This is a genomic window from Salibacterium sp. K-3 (genome assembly GCF_054052005.1).
Map to the genome: position 1 here is coordinate 498848 of NZ_JBSVZE010000001.1, position 17425 is coordinate 516272.

Consider the following 17425-nt stretch of genomic DNA (forward strand, 5'->3'; position numbering starts at 1 on the left):
GTATGATGAAAAACATTGAAAATCCCATTCTTCCGGGTTTTCATCCGGATCCTTCGATTCTGAGAGTTGGAGATGACTATTATATTGCCACATCAACGTTTGAATGGTTTCCCGGAGTGGAGCTTTATCATTCGCGGGATCTCGAGCATTGGGAGATGCTTCCCGCCCCGCTGAACAGGCGCTCTCAGCTGGACATGATTGGAAACTGTGACTCCGGGGGGATATGGGCCCCGTGCCTCAGTTATTCCGATGGATTGTTTTATCTCATTTACACGGACATGAAAAACAGATCGGGAGCCTATAAGGATGCCCACAATTATCTGGTGACCGCGGAAAACATAGAAGGCCCCTGGTCCGAACCGGTGTATTTAAACAGCAGCGGGTTTGATCCATCCTTGTATCACGAAGAGGACGGAACGAAATGGCTCTTAAATATGCTGTGGGATTACCGTTCGGGCAATCACTCCTTTGCCGGCATTGTGATTCAGCAGTACTCCCCTGAAAAGCGCAGGCTAACCGGGCCGGTAAAAAACATATTCAAAGGCACCTCTCTCGGTGTAACGGAAGCGCCCCACGTCTATAAGCGGGATGGGTATTACTATCTGGTCACGGCGGAAGGAGGAACGGAATATGAGCACGCGGTTACGATTGCCCGCTCCACTTCTTTGTTTGGCCCTTACGAAGTCGATCCAGCCAATCCGGTCCTCACGTCGAAAGGAACAGATGCTTACCTGCAGAAAGGCGGTCACGGAAGCCTTGTGGAAACCCGGGAAGGGCATTGGTATCTAGCCCACCTCTGCGGCCGTCCGGTCAAAAACGGACGCTGTATGCTCGGCAGAGAAACAGCTCTTCAGAAATGTTACTGGACCGAAGATAACTGGATCCGGGTGGAAGGCGGCAGTACGCCTCAATCAACAGTGGATATTCCTGATTATTCTCCATTTACACCACACAACGAACACCATCATGATGATTTTTCAGGAGAACGCATGAAACGTTACTGGAAATCGTTACGACGTCCGTTGACCGAAGAATGGGTTTCTTTGAAAGAACGCGAAGGATATCTGCGGTTGAAGGGAGGAGAGTCGTTACAGTCCCTGCACCGGCAGAGCCTGCTGGCCAGGAGGCTGGATACGCTGCAGGTGGAGGTGGAGACGTGCGTGGAGTTTCAGCCTGATTCTTTCCAGCAGCTCGCCGGCCTGATCTTTTATTATGATACAGAGGATCATGTCTATCTTTGTATCAGTCACGATGAAGAAAAGGGACGGTGCCTGGGAGTAATACGAACAGCGTTCGGCCAATATGAAGAGATAATGGAAAACATCTCCATACCCGAGGAAGGGGCCATTTATTTAAAAGGGGTGCTGAACCGGGAATGGCTTCAGTTCTATTACGGTACCGGAGAAGGATCCTGGCAGAGAGTCGGGGAGGAGATGGATATCTCTCATTTGTCTGATGATAGTGCCGCGGACGTTCGTTTTACAGGTGCATTCGCAGGAATGTGCAGCCAGGACTTAAGCGGAGCGGCTGCTCCTGCTGATTTCCGTTATTTTCACTATACACCCGGACGGTAACATGATTTTCATCAACCACAGCCTTTCCAGCTGCATCCGCTGAGAAGGCTGTACTGACTCTTTAACTTAGTTTATTTAATAGACAAAGTAAGGTTTCGAAGGTATAATATAATGAAAGCGTTTGTTATGAATTGGAGGAGGAATGGATATGGCATATTTCAAGAACATAGACAAAATCGAATATGAAGGACCGAGGTCTTCCCATTCATTTGCCTTTAAGTACTACAATCCGGAAGAAATGATACACGGAAAAACGATGGAGGAACATCTCCGTTTTGCTGTCGCTTACTGGCACACTTTTGTAGAAGATGGATCGGATCCGTTTGGAGCGGGTACCATGGAAAGGCCGTGGGATGCATACACAGGGATGGATCAGGCAAAGGCCCGGGTTGAAGCAGCCTTTGAATTGTTTGAAAAGCTCGGCGTCCCGTATTTCTGTTTTCATGATGTCGATATTGCCCCGGAAGGAAATACATTAAGAGAGACCAACAAAAACCTGGATATTATCGTTGATATGATCAAGGACTATATGAAAGACAGCAAAACGAAGTTGTTGTGGAATACAGCCAATAACTTCACGCATCCGCGCTTCATCCATGGAGCGGCCACCTCCAACAATGCCGACGTTTTCGCGTATACGGCTGCAAAGGTGAAAAAAGGCCTCGAAATCGGGAAGGAACTTGGCGGACAAAATTACGTGTTCTGGGGCGGCCGTGAAGGGTATGAAACACTCTTGAACACCAATATGAAACTGGAACTTGATAATCTGGCGCGCTTTTTCCATATGGTGGTGGATTATGCGAAAGAGATTGGGTATGAAGGGCAGTTTCTGATCGAACCTAAGCCGAAAGAACCTATGAAACATCTATATGATTTTGATGTAGCAGCCGGGTATGCGTTCTTACAGAACTATGAGCTGACGGATCATTTTAAATTTAATATTGAAGCGAACCACGCCACGCTTGCCGGACACACATTTGAACATGAGCTGCACTATGCCCGTATTCATAACATGCTCGGTTCCGTAGATGCCAATCAGGGAGATCTTCTTCTCGGCTGGGATACGGATGAATTTCCTGCGGATCTGTACTCGACGACCATGGCAATGTATGAAATTCTTAAAAACGGAGGGCTGGGCAGAGGCGGTCTGAATTTTGACGCCAAAGTCCGCAGAGGTTCATTTAAACCGGAAGATCTTTTCCACGCCCATATTGCCGGCATGGACAGTTATGCGGTTGGATTAAAAGTGGCCCGGCGTCTGTTGGATGACAACGTTCTCGAACATATTCTCGAAGATCGGTACAGCAGTTACTCCGAAGGCATCGGCTCCGATATTGTGCATAACAATTCCAACCTTCATCAGTTGGAAAACCATGTACTGGACGTAACGTCTATTGAACATCAATCCGGCCGGCTTGAGCAGATAAGATCGATCCTTAATCAGTATTTGCTGACTGAATTTGCGGGATAAAGGGGCGTTGACTATGAATTACTTCATCGGCGTTGATCTTGGAACGAGTGCTGTGAAAGTGGTGCTCGCAAATGAAAAAGGAGAAGTCGCTGACGAAGTGTCCAAACCGATTTCTCTCATGCAGCCACAGCACGGGTTCAGCGAACAGAATCCGGAGGAATGGGCGGAGCAGACGCTGCGCGCGTTAAAAGAGTTGATGCAGCGGTTTGATTATGACGCCGAAGACATTAAAGGCCTGAGTTTTTCCGGGCAGATGCACGGCCTTGTATTACTGGATAAGCAGAATGAAGTCCTTCGAAACGCCATTCTATGGAATGACACGAGAACCACGAAACAATGCAGAGAAATAGAGAATAGACTGGGAGAGGAGCGTCTCCTTGAGATTACAAAAAATCCAGCCCTGGAAGGCTTCACCCTGCCCAAAATTCTCTGGGTAAAAGAAAACGAACCGGATATTTATGACAGGGCGGAAACATTTCTGCTGCCAAAAGATTATGTGCGATATACATTGACCGGCCGGCTGCATATGGATTATTCCGATGCCGCCGGTACCCTGTTACTCGATATTTCCAAACGGCAATGGAGCCGGGAAATCTGTGAAACGTTTGGGATAGAGCCCTCGCTCTGTCCCCCGTTACTGGAATCGTCAGCGCCTGTAGGTCCGGTCACCGAAGAAGTATCGGAAAGCACAGGGCTTTCCGGAAGCATGCAGGTGGTTGCCGGCGGTGCGGATAACGCCTGCGGAGCTGTAGGATCCGGAATATTATCAGAAGGAAAAACGTTCTGCAGCATCGGTACATCAGGCGTGGTGCTGTCCTATGAAGAAGAGGGATCGAAAGATTTTGACGGCAGGGTCCACTATTTCAATCATGCCGCCCCCGAAAGCTATTATACGATGGGAGTGACGCTTTCTGCCGGAAACAGCCTGCGCTGGTTTAAGGATGTTTTTGCTTCCGAAGAATCCTTCGATGACATGGTCCAGGGCGTAGAGGACGTACCGGCGGGCGCCAACGGACTGCTTTTCACCCCTTATTTAGACGGAGAACGAACCCCCCATGCCGACGCCGATATTCGTGCCAGTTTCATAGGAATGGACAGTTCCCACTCAAAAAAAGACGTTGTCCGTTCGGTCATGGAAGGAATTACCTTTTCCCTGAAAGAATCCGTTGAGATCATGCGTGAACACGGCAGAGAGGTTTCCTCCATTATTTCGATCGGCGGCGGTGCTAAAAATGATACGTGGCTGCAGATGCAGGCGGACATTTTTGATGCGGATATCATAAAGCTGGAAAGCGAACAGGGGCCCGGCGTGGGCGCAGCGATGCTGGCAGCTTACGGAAGCGGCGTGTTTGCAGATTTAGAGGAATGTTCGGAGGCATTTATTAAACCGGATCGCGTCTTTTATCCTGATGCGGAACGTAAAGACGTATACCGGGAACTATTTGCATTGTATCAGGAAGTATATGAACAGACGAAAGACTTGAACAAGAAGTTAACATCCTTTCGAGCGTAATAACATATCACGATATTTATCTTACGGGGCTGTCTCTAAAAAGGGGCGGTCCCTTTCCTATGAAAGAGAAGGCCGCCCCAATGTTATTTTTTTGAAGAAATATCGAGCCAGACTGCGAGAATCAGGATCAATCCTTTTACGATGTTCTGCCAGAATGTCTCCACGTTCAGCATGCTCATTCCGTTATCAATGCTTGTCATGATCAATGCTCCAAGAATAGAGCCGATTATGGTTCCTGTACCTCCCATCAGGCTGGTTCCGCCGATGACAACCGCGGCAATAGCATCCAGTTCGTACATTTCTCCGGCACCGATAGTGGCGGCGTTTAACCTGCTCGTCAAAATGATACCAGCAACAGCAGATAAAGCTCCCATTAACATAAACACCATCAGGGTGTTGCGTTTAATATTGATTCCGGATAACAATGCGGCTTCCTGGTTGCCTCCGATAGAATATAAATGGCGGCCGAAAGCTGTATTATTTAATATAAAAATGAAAAACACGGCAGCAAAGGTAAGGATAAGGAGCGGCATGGGAATACCTTGATAACGACTGATGTAATAAACCAGAAGAAGAGCAAAGGCAGAAGACACGACAATTCTTCCGTAGTCTGCCGCAGGAGCGGTCACGTGTAAGTCCAGCCTGTGGCTCTTTTGACGGCTTCGAAACTTCAGTATAAATATGCTTAAAATGAACAACGCCGTAAGGATATAGCCGATGGAATAAGGGAGATAACTTTGACCGATGGCGGTAAATCCCGGTTCAAGGGAAGCAATCGTCTGTCCGCCGCTGATGCCCAGCAGGATCCCCCTGAATATCATCATACCTGCGAGTGTTACAATAAATGCCGGTATCCCTACGTAGGCAATCCACCATCCCTGCCAGAGGCCGAGCAGGATCCCGGCAGCAATGGTTGCAATAATGACCGGGAACGTATTCCAGTCGAACCAAACCTGAAGAATGGCGGCAATGCCGCCGGTCAATCCAAGGAGAGAGCCTACGGAAAGGTCTATGTTTCCTGATATGATAACCATTGTCATGCCAACGGAGAGTATGCCTATCACTGTCATCTGCCTCATTAGATTGGTTATATTTCTGGAAGTAAGAAAATCCCCGTTTGTCAAAATGGTGAAGATAACCACGATAAGGAGGAAAGCTATAATGAGGGCATAGGCTCTTATATTCATTTTAAAGGATAACTTATTCAGCATGGATGGATCCTCCTGTAGCTAATTTCATAATTTTTTCCTGTTGTGCGTCTTCTCTCTGCAATTCCCCTGTTATCGTATTTTCGGCCATCACTATGATGCGGTCGGACATTCCAATGAGTTCAGAAAGTTCAGAGGTGATCATCATAATGGCCACACCTTCATTGGTAAGTTCGTTGATCAGGTTGTAAATTTCCTGTTTTGCTCCAACATCGATACCTCTAGTTGGTTCATCCAGAATAAGCACCTGAGGAGAAGTTAAGAGCCATTTACTGAGGACAACTTTCTGTTGATTTCCGCCGCTGAGTTTATTCACCCTTGTTTGGAGGGAGGGTGTTTTTACTTTCATTTTTTGAATGACGCGGCGGGTATCAAATACCTCCTGTTCCTTGTTCATGATTCCAAATGAAGTAATATGGGAAAGGGAAGATAAGGTTGTATTTTTGGCAACATCCATGCCGGTGATCAATCCATATCGTTTTCTATCCTCTGAGACGTAGCCGACTCCCTGATGAACAGCTTCTTTAGGTGAATGGAAAACCACCGGTTCGTTATGGAGATAGACAGAGCCTGATGCCGTTCCTTCATAACTGCCGAAAAGACTCATCGCAAGTTCGGTTCTGCCGGCCCCCATTAATCCTCCTATTCCCAATACTTCCCCTTTTTTCAGGTCGAAATGGATATCATGAACAATCGGTTCGGTGTCCCCTTTGCGTGTGAAGGCATAGTTAACGGCAGAGAGCACGGTAGTATCCGTGCTGTTATTTTGGTAAGGGAAAAGATCTGTGAGTTCTCTGCCTACCATCGAAGCAATAATTCTATTTTCGTCAGCCTCCGCCTGCTTTATCGTTTCGATGGTTCTGCCATCCCGCAGAATAGTGATGGTATCAGCAATTTCTAGCACTTCTTTTAATTTATGGGAGATATAAATACAGGTGATCCCTTTCGATTTTAAGTCCTTTAATATCGACATTAAAATCTCAACTTCCCCTTCAGCTAGGGCTGCTGTCGGCTCATCCAAAATAATAATGCTGCTTTGTTTTTCCAGTGCTTTAGCGATTTCTATTAATTGCTGCTGACCGACTCCCAGATGTTTTACCTTTTCATTGGAGCTGACATTCAATCCGATATAGTCCAGTAGTTGTTTTGTCCTGAAGTGCATTGTACTCCAGTCTATCCGGCCGTGATAAGCAGGCTCATTGCCCAGAAAGATGTTTTCAGCCACCGATAATTCTTTCACCAGCGCCAGTTCTTGATAGATAATGGTAATACCGGCAGCTTCCGAGTCACTGATCGAATGAAAATTCTGTTTCTTCCCATGGATATAAATATCTCCTTCATGGGAAGCAGAAGGATGGACACCGCTCAATACTTTCATAAGGGTCGACTTTCCTGCCCCGTTCTCACCGCACAGGGCGTGAATTTCTCCCTCTTTCACCTGAAAATTAACCTGGTCAAGTGCTTGAACGCCTGGGAATGACTTTGAGATGTTATCCATGTAGAGCATTTCCACTTTTATTCACCTCCCGCATAACGGGGTTATTGTTCGTAATCCGGTCGTTTGTCTTCAGGAACATTTTCATACACTTCTTCAAAACTATGAAAGCCATCTTCAATGACAGTATCTATCATATTTTCTTCATTCACAGCGATAGGGTCGAGTAAGACAGATGGGATCTGAAATTCGCCGTTATCCATCTCCGTATCTGTTTCATAATCTTTGCCGTTACCAATTTTTACTGCTAATTCAGCGGCGCGGCTGGCAATGTCGGAAATCGGCTTGTAGACGGTCATGGTCTGGGTACCTTCTACAATCCGCTGTGTTGCTGCCAGATCGGCGTCCTGTCCGGAAACAGCTGTTTCTCCGGCGAGATCCTGCGCGCTTAAAGCCTGGATCGCTCCACCGGCTGTATTGTCATTGGAAGCGACAACAGCATCAATATTGTTATTATTTGAGGTGAGGGCATTTTCCATGATATTCAGGGCTTCTGTCGCGGACCAATCATCAGCCCACTGATCACCGACCACTTCAATATTGCCGGCATCGATTTCAGGCTGCAGGATATTCATCTGACCGTCTCGAAAAACCTGGGCATTGCTGTCTGTAGGAGCACCTCCCATTAAAAAATATTTCCCTTCCGGTACTTCGTCGAGTAAATATTCTGCCTGCATTTCCCCGACCCTTTCATTGTCAAAGGAAACATAGGCTTCAATATCGGTGTCATTAATCATCCGGTCATAAGCAATGACGGGGACTCCCTGTTCCTGTGCTTTGGAAGCGGCAGCTCCGATGCTGTCAGAGTTATCCGGGATAATGACCATAACGTCTACACCTTGGGTCAGCATGGTTTCCACCTGACTGTTCTGTTCAGCATCATCTCCGTCGGCAGATTGCACGATGACTTCATCCGCCCCAAGCTCTTCCGCTTTTTCAACAAATATATCCCGGTCATGCTGCCACCTTTCCAGTGTTAAATCGGCAACAGACAGCCCGATGGTTAACGCGTCATCTCCACTGTCTGAGTTTCCTTCCCCTTCATTACTGACATCTTGACCGCAGGCGGATACAAACAAGACCATCGAAAAGATAAAGAGCCCCTGTACCATTTTCATTGCAGCGTTCCCTCCCAAAAAAGATTGTTTTATCGATAAACAAAGTATAATGCAAATAAGAAAGCGCTGTCAATATTGTTTGTATTATCTTTCACTGTCAAATAAACATTATTACGATAAGTATGTAATGGAGGGGCTTATGAAAAGCATTGTTTTTATGCTATTATGTTTAATAAATAAACAAACAGTGGAGGATTGACATGAAAACAGGCGATCAGGAATTAGTGAAAAAAATAAATAAATCGATTGTCCTGCAGACCATCCAGGCATCAAGTCCAATATCCAGAGCCCAGATCTCAAAGGAGTCCGGTTTGAATAAAGCCACGGTATCCGGTCTGGTCAGCGAATTGATGGAGGAGCAGTTTGTGCTGGAAATAGGAACTGGTCTCTCCAGCGGCGGACGAAAGCCGGTTATGCTGTATTTTAATAAAGCGGCAGGATGTGCGATAGGTATCGATTTGGGAGTAAACTATATTTTAGCTGTATTAACAGATCTGCAGGGTCATGTGATCGAGAAAGTGGAAGAACCGTTGGATGACAGTTCCCTGCATGTTGTACTGCCGATGATGAAAGAAATTGTTTCAGGCTTGATGGAACGTCAGCCGTACAGTCCATATGGAGTTGTCGGGATCGGCATCGGTGTGCCCGGTATTACTGATAATAATGGCACGATATTGTTTGCACCGAATCTGCACTGGGAACATGTGGATTTAAAACAGGATCTGGAGCAAAGTTTTCAGCTGCCGGTCGTTGTGGAAAATGAGGCAAAAGCCGGGGCCCACGGAGAGAACATTCACGGAGCGGGAAAAGCAAGCTCTGACTTTGTCTACATCAGCTTAGGAATTGGCATAGGAACCGGAATTATCATTGATAACAAATTGTATAAAGGGGCAAAAGGGATATCGGGAGAAATGGGGCATTTCACGATTGATGCCAACGGGAAGAAATGCCGCTGCGGCAACAAAGGATGCTGGGAATTGTACAGTTCGGAAAGCACGCTGCTGGAACAGGCAGGGAAACTTTCATCCCTCGAGGGCGGAGACATTACGCTGGGCCGGTTAATCCAGGAAGCGGAGGCCGGCAACAGCGAAGTGCTTTCTTTGTTCAGCCGCATAGGGGAGTATGCCGGGATCGGCTTGACGAATGTGGTCAATACTTTTAATCCGGAACAGATTATTATCGGCAACCGCCTGTCTAAACTGCGTCCCTGGCTGGAGAATCCGATTCATCATGTACTGGAACAGCGGCTGCTGCCTTATTTTTATAACGGACTGGAGCTGTCGTTTTCCGAGTTCGGCATTGAATCCTGTGCGCTCGGCTCCGCTGCCTTTTCGATTGAAGCCTTTTTTGCCGAGAGTAAGGTAACCGTTTCATAATAAAAAAAGCAGATGGGCGGTTTGGACGGGACATGTACCAGCCGGAACACTTCATTTACCCGCCAAGTTTGGGAATTTATCCGTCAAATGAAGGCTCGTACCGGCCGTATCATCCATTGCCGGCCAAAAACGTTGTATTACCAGCCAAATGAGATGATTTATACGCCAAAAAAGGGGATTTACCCGCCAAATGCACGGCAGCCCTTCCTGCTCCATTTTTTTATTCTTCCTCTTCTTCCGGCATTTTTGTCATTTTTACTTTTTCAATACGATTCTTGTTCATCTTAACGATTTCAAAGAGCAGAGAGTCATAGGTTAATGTTGCGCCTTCGTCGGGAATCCGTCCCAGTTCTTTATAGAGAAATCCCGCAATAATGTCTTCGTCTTCCGGGATATTTTCCCGGAACAAGTCATTCAGGCGGCGGATACCGAGTTTGCCGTGGCAGAGTATATGCGTTTCCGACATTTCTTCGATCAACATGTCCTCTTCGTTATCCGTTTCATCGGCAATTTCCTGTCCGATCATCGCTTCGATAATGTCTTCATGGCTTATAATGCCGCTTGTTCCCCCGTATTCATCGAGAACAACAGCTAAATGCTTTTTTTCTTTCAGCATCATTTTAAAGACTTTTTCAATGTTGGTCGTCTCTACAATGTATAACGGATAGTTATCGGTGAAGTCTTCCAGACTTTTTTCCGGCTGTTTCGCCCAGTGGAGAAGCAGCGTAGCGTGGAAAATGCCGATAATGTGATCCATCGTGCCGTCATACACCGGGAAACGGGTATGGTTGTTCTGAAGAACGACAGCTTCCACTTCATCGTAGGTGCTGCCGGCAGGGATACCGGTGATGTCAATGCGCGGTGTTTTCAGGGCATCTTTTACATCCTTATTGTAAAAGTCGATCACGCCTTTGATGCGCTGGGTTTCTTCGTTCTCAAACGTTCCTTCCGAGGAGCCGATGTCGACGAGGGTTTTTAATTCTTCTTTGGAGAACGAAGACTGCTCTTTTTCCCCGCCGGAAATAACGCGGATGACAGCTCCTGTGAACAAAGAAAGAAGTTTGGTCAGCGGTTTAAACAGGATCATGACGAAGCGGATCACCGGAGCAACGAGATAGGCGATCCGGTCGGCAAAGGTGGCAGCTGTGGACTTTGGAAGAACCTCGGAAAAGACAATGATGGTTACCGTAAGCACTGCCGACGCGATTCCCACGCTGATGCCGTAATCAAGGGCGACAATCGTTACGAGTGTGGGGAGGGTGATGTTGGATATGTTGTTGCCGATCAAGATCGCTGTGATCATTTCGTCTGGACGTGAAATCATATGTAATAGTTTTTGCGAGGCCTTGTCCCCGTTGTCTGCCCGGGACTTTACTTTCATTTGGTTGACGGCAGTCAGCGCGGTTTCACTGCCGGATAAAAACAGGGAAACACATAGTAAAATGATAATAGCAGCAATCATATATAATCCTCCGTTGGCTGAACGTGTCACGTTTCCTTTAGTCCTCATTATACCCTGATTCAATCAGCAGAAACATGAGATTCTTCACTCGTTTGTATGTAAAAAAGCAGACAGTCATAGTACAATTTGTCGTAAGAGGCTTTGGGTGAGGAGAGATAGACATGAAAAACGAGGACCATCGTTTCCGTATCGCGCATAAAGAAGCCTGGTTCGGGGTGGGGCTGGTTGCCTTCAATTTTCTGTGGTGGTTCGGTTTTGCGTACGGACTGGGATCAGCCGAACCGGAAGAATATACTTACATTCTCGGCATGCCGGCCTGGTTTTTTTACAGCTGCGCGCTCGGGTCGGTAGTGATGATAGGACTCGTGAGTCTTGTGGTGAAACGATATTTTAAGGAAGTGCCGCTTGACGACGAGGAGGGATCCTCATGAACTGGGAAGTAACGATCCCTTTGCTCGTATTTGTCCTCGCCATATTCGGAATTGGATTTTGGGCATCCCGGCATACGGCGGCTAAGAGAGATTTCCTGCAGGAGTATTTTCTCGGGAGCCGCGAACTCGGGGGGTTGATCCTGGCGATGACGATGATTGCCACCTACGGCAGCGCCAGCAGTTTTGTCGGAGGTCCGGGGGCGGCCTACACCCAGGGGCTCGGCTGGGTACTGCTTGCTATGTCCCAGGTGGCAACCGGTTATTTTGTGTTGATGATTCTTGGGAAGAAATTTGCAGTGAAAGCCCGGCAGTATCGGGCGGTGACGCTCGTTGACTACCTGAAAGGACGTTATGAAAGCACTGCGGTTGTGCTGCTCAGTGCCGCCAGTATCATCATCTTTTTATTTTCTGCCATGGCGGCCCAATGGGTGGGAGGAGCACGCCTTATTGAATCGTTAACAGGCCTCTCGTATACTTCCGCTTTATTTATTTTTGCTGTCTCGGTCATTGTATACGTTATGATCGGCGGCTTCCGTGCGGTGGTAGTGACAGATGCACTGCAGGGAATAGTGATGTTTTTCGGTACCTTGATAATATTAATCGGTACGATTATCGCAGGCGGCGGTATGGGAAATATCATGGCAGATCTGGCTGCAGAAAATCCGAATCTGGTAACCCCGTTCGGCCACGACGGCAGTCTGACGCCGCGTTATGTGTCTTCGTTCTGGATCCTGGTAGGTGTCGGAGTGGTCGGTCTTCCCCAGGTCGCGGTCCGCGCGATGTCCTACAAAAGCGCCAAAGGCATGCACCGGGCTCTCATTATCGGAACGGTCGTCACGGCTTTTATGATGTTTGGCATGCACCTTGTCGGCGTGATGGCCCGTCCGATTCTGCCGGGCATTGAAACACCGGATTCAGTGATGCCGCGGATTGCGATGGAAGTGCTGCCGGCCTGGCTTGCCGGTCTTGTACTGGCTGCGCCGATGGCAGCCATCATGTCCACCGTGGATTCCCTGCTGCTGCTTGTCAGTTCAACGGTTGTGAAGGATGTGTATTTAAATTACATAAAGCCCGATGCGGCAAGAAAGCAGGTGAAACGTGTCAGTTTCGGTGTGACGGCGGTGCTTGGCATCAGCGTGTTTGCGATGTCGCTCAGCCCGCCGGACCTGTTGATATGGCTGAACTTATTTGCTTTCGGCGGCCTGGAGTCGGCTTTCATCTGGCCGGTGGTGCTCGGTCTTTACTGGTCGAAAGGAAATAAATACGGAGCGCTGGCCTCGATTGTGATTGGTGTGGGAGCGTACAGCCTGATTCATAATCTGTGGCCGGAACCGTTCGGGATGCACACGGTGACACTGCCGGTGCTGTTATCCGGTGCCGGTTATGTGACAGCAAGTCTGATTGCCAGAAATGCCGCTTCCATCCAACAACGTTTATAGGCAGAAATGGACCGGGAATGATGATGAAAAAGAAGAAAAAAGGAGGTTTACAGCATGAGAACAGGATACCGTGCCGGTTTGCTGCTTTCTGCAGCGGTGGCTGCAGTAATTGGGAGTGGTCATGCAGCAGCGGCAGACTCCTTTTCCGATGTCAGCGGAAGCCACTGGGCCTCCGATTCTATCCAACGCCTGACGGAGGAAGGCATTGTAAATGGATATGACGACGGCACCTATCACCCGGGAGAAGAGATTAAACGCGGGCAGGTGGCGGAATTGTTAACGACGGCATTCAGCCTGGAGGTGGAAGATAATGCGTCTTCATCGTTCAGCGATCTTAATAATGGCAGTTACTACACACCATTTGCTGAAGCCGTTGATGATGCAGGATATATGACAGGAAACGGAGATGTTTTCGCAGCCGGCGATGATTTGACCAGACAGCAGATGGCGACGATTCTCGTGCGGGCTTTCGATTTTGAAGCAGTGGAGGACGATACAACGGTCCAGGATCTGGACAAGGCTTCGGCCACTCACCGCGGGAATATCGAGGTCCTCGCGCAGCATGGTATCACACAGACGGACAATGGCATGTTCCGTCCGGATGAAACGGTGACGCGTGACCAGTTTGCAGTATTTCTGGATCGTGCCAAAGCAGCGGCACACTCAAGAAATTCGGGCATTATCGAGGTGAGTGCTTATGACTCCAACACGGTGGACGTCAGTTTCAACCGGCAGCTGTCGGCGATCAGTGTTGATGATTTTTCGTTTGAGCCGTCTGTCGGCGTGTTAAGTGTTGAGTTTGTCGATCCGGACGACTCCCTCTCCGGAAACAGCGGAGCCGAAACAGTCGTCCGCCTGACCACCGGGGACCACGAGAACGGCGGTCACCACCTTTACTATAAAGGAGAACGCACAGACAATGAATTTTAACCAGCAGAGAGGCACACTCATTTTGTCTATGAACTATGTGAAAGCTGCCGGCGCAGCCTTTTTGATCGCAGCAGGGTTAATGTCACAGCCGCCGGAGGCAGAAGCAGCGGAATCATATACAGATGTGGCGGATGACTACTGGGCTTCCGGTTCGATCCAGCGTCTCTCGGAGCAGGGGGTACTGGGCGGCTATTCGGACGGCACGTTTGCGCCCGGAAGTAACATCAACCGCGGACAGGCGGCTGCCATGCTGGTCCGCGCTTTCGACCTGGAAACGGAAGGTGAGCCCGAGTCTACGTTTGAAGATTTAAATAAAAACAGTTACTTCACCCCGGCGGCAGAAGCTGTCAAAGAAGCGGGGCTGATAGGAGGGAAAGAAAATAATACGATCTTTGCCCCCGATCAGAATCTCAGCCGGGAGCAGATGGCTTCTATTTTGGTCCGTGCCTTCCATCTGGAACCACAGCAAAATACGGGTGGGACGCTCTCGGATCTGGACCAGGCTTCAAACACCCACCGTGACAGTATTGAAACACTGGCCGGTCATCATATTACCAAAACACCGGACAATCTTTTTCATCCCCGTGACTCTGTCACCCGCGCTCAGTTTGCCGTTTTTCTGGAAAGAGCTCTCGCGGCAGAATACACAGAGGAACAGGGAATCACCGGGATTGAAAAAGCAGACAATAAAACCATCGAAGTCCGGTTTGATCACATGCCTTCCGACGTAACAGCCGGGCAGTTTTCGTTCGAACCGGACGTGAATATCCGGGAGGCGGAAGTGATTCAAAACGACACCGTCCGCCTGACTGTGGAAGAGACGTTGCATGAAAACTCTTATTCTCTTTATTATCAGGGGAAATTGACGAGTGAAACGATAGAGACACCTCCGGCCCCGGTTGTGGAAGATGTTATGGCATCCGATTTGAAGCAGGTCACGATCACATTCAATAAGGACGTTGCTACAGGCGGCATGACAGACCGAGAAGCTTACAGGCTGGTCACGACGGGAGACAGCAGAATCACTGTTGAGCACATACAGGCAGAAGAAAACACGGTGGTTCTTCACCTGCAGGAAGCACGTCCGCAGGGAGACACGGCTGTGTTGGAACTGACCGACCCGGTTGTCTCCGAACAGGAAACATACCAGCTCGTGTTTTATGATGAAACGCCATAGAACCGATACAGAGAAGACGGGCCCGGTTAAACAAACGTTTGATGAAGCTTTGGATGATGGTTTGAAGAGAGCGGAAAGCGGTAATAATACAGGGACAAAGGAGGAACTCTTATGCCCTGGACGATGAATGATTATCCCTCGTCGCTGAAAAACCTGGATATGCCGGAACGCAAAAAAGCGATCGATATTGCCAATGCCATGCTCGATGAAGGATACGAGGAAGGCACAGCCATTCCAATAGCCACCGAACAGGCGAAAGAATGGTACGACAATGCATCTTCCGGTGAAATAGATGCTTTTATGAAAGAGGCGGACCCGGCAGATCGGGATGAAGAAGACAAACAGTATAAAAACAGGCCGGAACTTCTTGACCGGGCTGAATTGGTCGTCCCGCATGAAGACGGATGGGCTGTACAGGCAGACGGCGCTGAAAAACCGGCGGAAGTGTTTGAGCAGAAGTCCGATGCCATCCAGCGCGCAAAAGACATTGCAGAAAACAAAGGAACAGAAGCCGTCATCTACAAAAAAGACGGCACGGAAGAGTACCGGCACAAATAAGGTCTGCCATTCATGCGGACATTTGTGCCGCTTTTTTTGCTTTTTAAACGTAAAACAGGGGGCGTGCGGACGTCTGGTACGTTATTGTACCTTTTTCGGTTCATTTTAAAGACGAAAGGCCCGAATAGCGGCATGGATGTCCGCTCCACCTTTTTAAACGCCCTCATTTTCATATGTAACGGAAAGGAGGTCCGGATCGAATCGGCATCCGTTTCTATGCTGCATTCCTGTTGTTGTATTGTTCGCTTTATATATTTACTCTGAAGTTGCATAATTGATAACAGGAATATCCAATATAATGAATATTTTACTTTGGAGCTTGCATATCTCCTTAGGCAATCATCAACTCTTTTTCTAGAGTCTGCAGAGGTACGCCCTTTTGGGCTTTCTGATAAACATAGAACAGGTGGGAACGACGCTTTTCCTTGTTAGCCCGCCAGTATCCTGTAGAGAATCTCTGCTGGTAATGCTGCATGATGAACGTGGTAGGAAGCGCCTCCTACGGTGACGATGCAGGATAGCTGGTCTTCCTTTTGATACGCCCATTCTCTGACGGGTTGAGGAATACGGCCGTTCAGCAGAACATGGTTGCTTTTCAGACGCCGATGAAATGCCATCCACGTTCTTGAACATAGTCAATCAAAGATGTGGAGGCATACCAGCTATCTGTCAGGACATAGACGTCCCGCGTACCTTGCCAGCATTTGATCTTATTTGATCCATTTGGTCCCGAGCAATATCAAGTTTCGAGCGTTCTTCTTTCACATAAGGTGTCATGGCAAACGGAAGAAAGGAGCCGCGCACTCCCATCATCGTTGTCACCCATTGATGAGCATAAACGGGGCTACAGTAGACATACGGCAGAACCCCTCTGTGTACGTGTTTGTCAGCACATTCACCGTACCGCAGGTACGGAGGTTCTGTCTTTTTATAAATATTATTGGAATTTTATCTATGAACTTCAGTGTTAATAAAAAATTTTTTCAAGGTGTGCTTCTATCCCTTCAATCGAATTTATAGAGAACTTTTTATCTTTATAATCTATAAAACCTTCATTTATACACTGAGCGATTGAACGATTTAAACTTCTAATTGGTGCACGAACCTCACTTGACAAAATTTGCTTTGTAAGGTTATCTAAGTCACCAATCTTATAATGATTATGTATACTTAATAATATACGATCCTTAACTTTTAGCAGTGATAACTGCCCCGCTATATCTGAACTTGAAATTAATTTTGAGGCAAGTTGTTTAATTAGGTAAAAATTAAAATCAAAGTCGATTTTCATCCATTCATAGACCTTAGTTTTATGGATAGCTATCGTTTCACAATTTTGTTTTGCAATAACACCAAGTGTTTTAATTTTTTCATTAAAAATTTCTATCTCCCCAAAACAACTATATGAATCATAAATATAAAAGGAAACCATCGTTCCCGCATAACTTTGTCTATACACTTCTGCTGTACCTTTATATAGAATATAAAGGTAATTATTTTGTTCATATGGGTGAATAATAAGACTACCTTTCTTATGTCTTCTATAAATAAATTCATTCTTAATATGCATTGGTGCATCATTCACGATATCCTTTAAATTGATATTTTCACCTTCTTTTTTCTTTTGGTCATTTGACCTATTATTTATTATAAATTGAATTATATAATAAGGC

The 17425-nt window shown here is 47.4% G+C and carries 14 protein-coding genes; 9 read left to right on the forward strand and 5 right to left on the reverse strand.

Annotated features, from left to right (window positions below; all coding sequences use genetic code 11):
* Window positions 1-5: 5 nt before the first annotated feature.
* From ACW9JV_RS02315 to xylB, 3 genes are all read left to right on the forward strand, one after another.
* Complete coding sequence (locus ACW9JV_RS02315) at window positions 6-1574, forward strand: glycoside hydrolase family 43 protein (RefSeq protein ID WP_457330956.1); 1569 nt, start codon at window positions 6-8, stop codon at window positions 1572-1574.
* Window positions 1575-1722: 148 nt separating this feature from the next.
* Window positions 1723-3045: a xylose isomerase gene (gene xylA / locus ACW9JV_RS02320; protein ID WP_457330958.1), complete on the forward strand. Its 1323-nt coding sequence runs from the start codon at window positions 1723-1725 to the stop codon at window positions 3043-3045.
* Between the two features lie 13 nt (window positions 3046-3058).
* A complete protein-coding gene (gene xylB / locus ACW9JV_RS02325) occupies window positions 3059-4558 on the forward strand; it encodes a xylulokinase (protein WP_457330960.1) in 1500 nt (499 codons plus the stop codon).
* Window positions 4559-4641: 83 nt separating this feature from the next.
* Here the strand turns inward: xylB and ACW9JV_RS02330 are convergent, their stop codons facing one another.
* Genes ACW9JV_RS02330 through xylF form a run of 3 tightly spaced genes read right to left on the reverse strand, consistent with a single transcriptional unit; the run spans window position 4642 to window position 8379 of the window.
* Window positions 4642-5769, reverse strand: a complete 1128-nt coding sequence (locus ACW9JV_RS02330) for a sugar ABC transporter permease (RefSeq protein WP_457330962.1) — start codon at window positions 5767-5769, stop codon at window positions 4642-4644.
* Window positions 5759-7273: a sugar ABC transporter ATP-binding protein gene (locus tag ACW9JV_RS02335; RefSeq protein ID WP_457334539.1), complete on the reverse strand. Its 1515-nt coding sequence runs from the start codon at window positions 7271-7273 to the stop codon at window positions 5759-5761. Before ACW9JV_RS02335 ends, ACW9JV_RS02330 begins: the two co-directional genes overlap by 11 nt.
* Window positions 7274-7305: 32 nt before the next feature.
* On the reverse strand, window positions 7306-8379 hold the full coding sequence (gene xylF / locus ACW9JV_RS02340) for a D-xylose ABC transporter substrate-binding protein (protein ID WP_457330964.1): 1074 nt from the start codon (window positions 8377-8379) through the stop codon (window positions 7306-7308).
* Between the two features lie 200 nt (window positions 8380-8579).
* On the opposite strand from xylF, the gene ACW9JV_RS02345 reads away from it, so the two are divergent.
* A complete protein-coding gene (locus tag ACW9JV_RS02345; protein ID WP_457330965.1) occupies window positions 8580-9755 on the forward strand; it encodes an ROK family transcriptional regulator in 1176 nt (391 codons plus the stop codon).
* 220 nt (window positions 9756-9975) lie between these two features.
* On the opposite strand, the gene ACW9JV_RS02350 is transcribed toward ACW9JV_RS02345, so the two are convergent.
* On the reverse strand, window positions 9976-11217 hold the full coding sequence (locus ACW9JV_RS02350) for a hemolysin family protein (protein ID WP_457330967.1): 1242 nt from the start codon (window positions 11215-11217) through the stop codon (window positions 9976-9978).
* Between the two features lie 161 nt (window positions 11218-11378).
* Between ACW9JV_RS02350 and ACW9JV_RS02355 the strand changes: the two genes are divergently transcribed.
* From ACW9JV_RS02355 to ACW9JV_RS02375, 5 genes are all read left to right on the forward strand, one after another.
* Window positions 11379-11648, forward strand: coding sequence for a YhdT family protein (locus ACW9JV_RS02355; RefSeq protein ID WP_457330969.1), 270 nt, complete (start codon window positions 11379-11381; stop codon window positions 11646-11648).
* Window positions 11645-13087, forward strand: coding sequence for a sodium/pantothenate symporter (gene panF / locus ACW9JV_RS02360; protein ID WP_457330971.1), 1443 nt, complete (start codon window positions 11645-11647; stop codon window positions 13085-13087). The genes ACW9JV_RS02355 and panF overlap by 4 nt, the downstream gene beginning before the upstream one ends.
* 54 nt (window positions 13088-13141) lie before the next feature.
* Entirely contained in the window at window positions 13142-14017 is an 876-nt protein-coding gene (locus ACW9JV_RS02365) for an S-layer homology domain-containing protein (protein ID WP_457330972.1), read from the forward strand.
* Complete coding sequence (locus tag ACW9JV_RS02370) at window positions 14007-15194, forward strand: S-layer homology domain-containing protein (protein WP_457330974.1); 1188 nt, start codon at window positions 14007-14009, stop codon at window positions 15192-15194. The genes ACW9JV_RS02365 and ACW9JV_RS02370 overlap by 11 nt, the downstream gene beginning before the upstream one ends.
* Window positions 15195-15305: 111 nt before the next feature.
* Window positions 15306-15752: a DUF2188 domain-containing protein gene (locus ACW9JV_RS02375; RefSeq protein ID WP_457330975.1), complete on the forward strand. Its 447-nt coding sequence runs from the start codon at window positions 15306-15308 to the stop codon at window positions 15750-15752.
* Between the two features lie 967 nt (window positions 15753-16719).
* On the opposite strand, the gene ACW9JV_RS02380 is transcribed toward ACW9JV_RS02375, so the two are convergent.
* Window positions 16720-17337, reverse strand: a complete 618-nt coding sequence (locus ACW9JV_RS02380; protein WP_457330977.1) for a Crp/Fnr family transcriptional regulator — start codon at window positions 17335-17337, stop codon at window positions 16720-16722.
* Window positions 17338-17425 lie beyond the last annotated feature (88 nt).

What these genes read in the sequence shown, in the direction of transcription:
- ACW9JV_RS02315 (WP_457330956.1), top strand. Translation starts at nt 6, where the DNA reads ATGAAAAACATTGAAAATCCCATTCTTCCGGGTTTTCATCCGGATCCT.
- xylA (WP_457330958.1), top strand. Translation starts at nt 1,723, where the DNA reads ATGGCATATTTCAAGAACATAGACAAAATCGAATATGAAGGACCGAGG.
- xylB (WP_457330960.1), top strand. Translation starts at nt 3,059, where the DNA reads ATGAATTACTTCATCGGCGTTGATCTTGGAACGAGTGCTGTGAAAGTG.
- ACW9JV_RS02330 (WP_457330962.1), bottom strand. Translation starts at nt 5,769, where the DNA reads ATGCTGAATAAGTTATCCTTTAAAATGAATATAAGAGCCTATGCCCTC.
- ACW9JV_RS02335 (WP_457334539.1), bottom strand. Translation starts at nt 7,273, where the DNA reads ATGCTCTACATGGATAACATCTCAAAGTCATTCCCAGGCGTTCAAGCA.
- xylF (WP_457330964.1), bottom strand. Translation starts at nt 8,379, where the DNA reads ATGAAAATGGTACAGGGGCTCTTTATCTTTTCGATGGTCTTGTTTGTA.
- ACW9JV_RS02345 (WP_457330965.1), top strand. Translation starts at nt 8,580, where the DNA reads ATGAAAACAGGCGATCAGGAATTAGTGAAAAAAATAAATAAATCGATT.
- ACW9JV_RS02350 (WP_457330967.1), bottom strand. Translation starts at nt 11,217, where the DNA reads ATGATTGCTGCTATTATCATTTTACTATGTGTTTCCCTGTTTTTATCC.
- ACW9JV_RS02355 (WP_457330969.1), top strand. Translation starts at nt 11,379, where the DNA reads ATGAAAAACGAGGACCATCGTTTCCGTATCGCGCATAAAGAAGCCTGG.
- panF (WP_457330971.1), top strand. Translation starts at nt 11,645, where the DNA reads ATGAACTGGGAAGTAACGATCCCTTTGCTCGTATTTGTCCTCGCCATA.
- ACW9JV_RS02365 (WP_457330972.1), top strand. Translation starts at nt 13,142, where the DNA reads ATGAGAACAGGATACCGTGCCGGTTTGCTGCTTTCTGCAGCGGTGGCT.
- ACW9JV_RS02370 (WP_457330974.1), top strand. Translation starts at nt 14,007, where the DNA reads ATGAATTTTAACCAGCAGAGAGGCACACTCATTTTGTCTATGAACTAT.
- ACW9JV_RS02375 (WP_457330975.1), top strand. Translation starts at nt 15,306, where the DNA reads ATGCCCTGGACGATGAATGATTATCCCTCGTCGCTGAAAAACCTGGAT.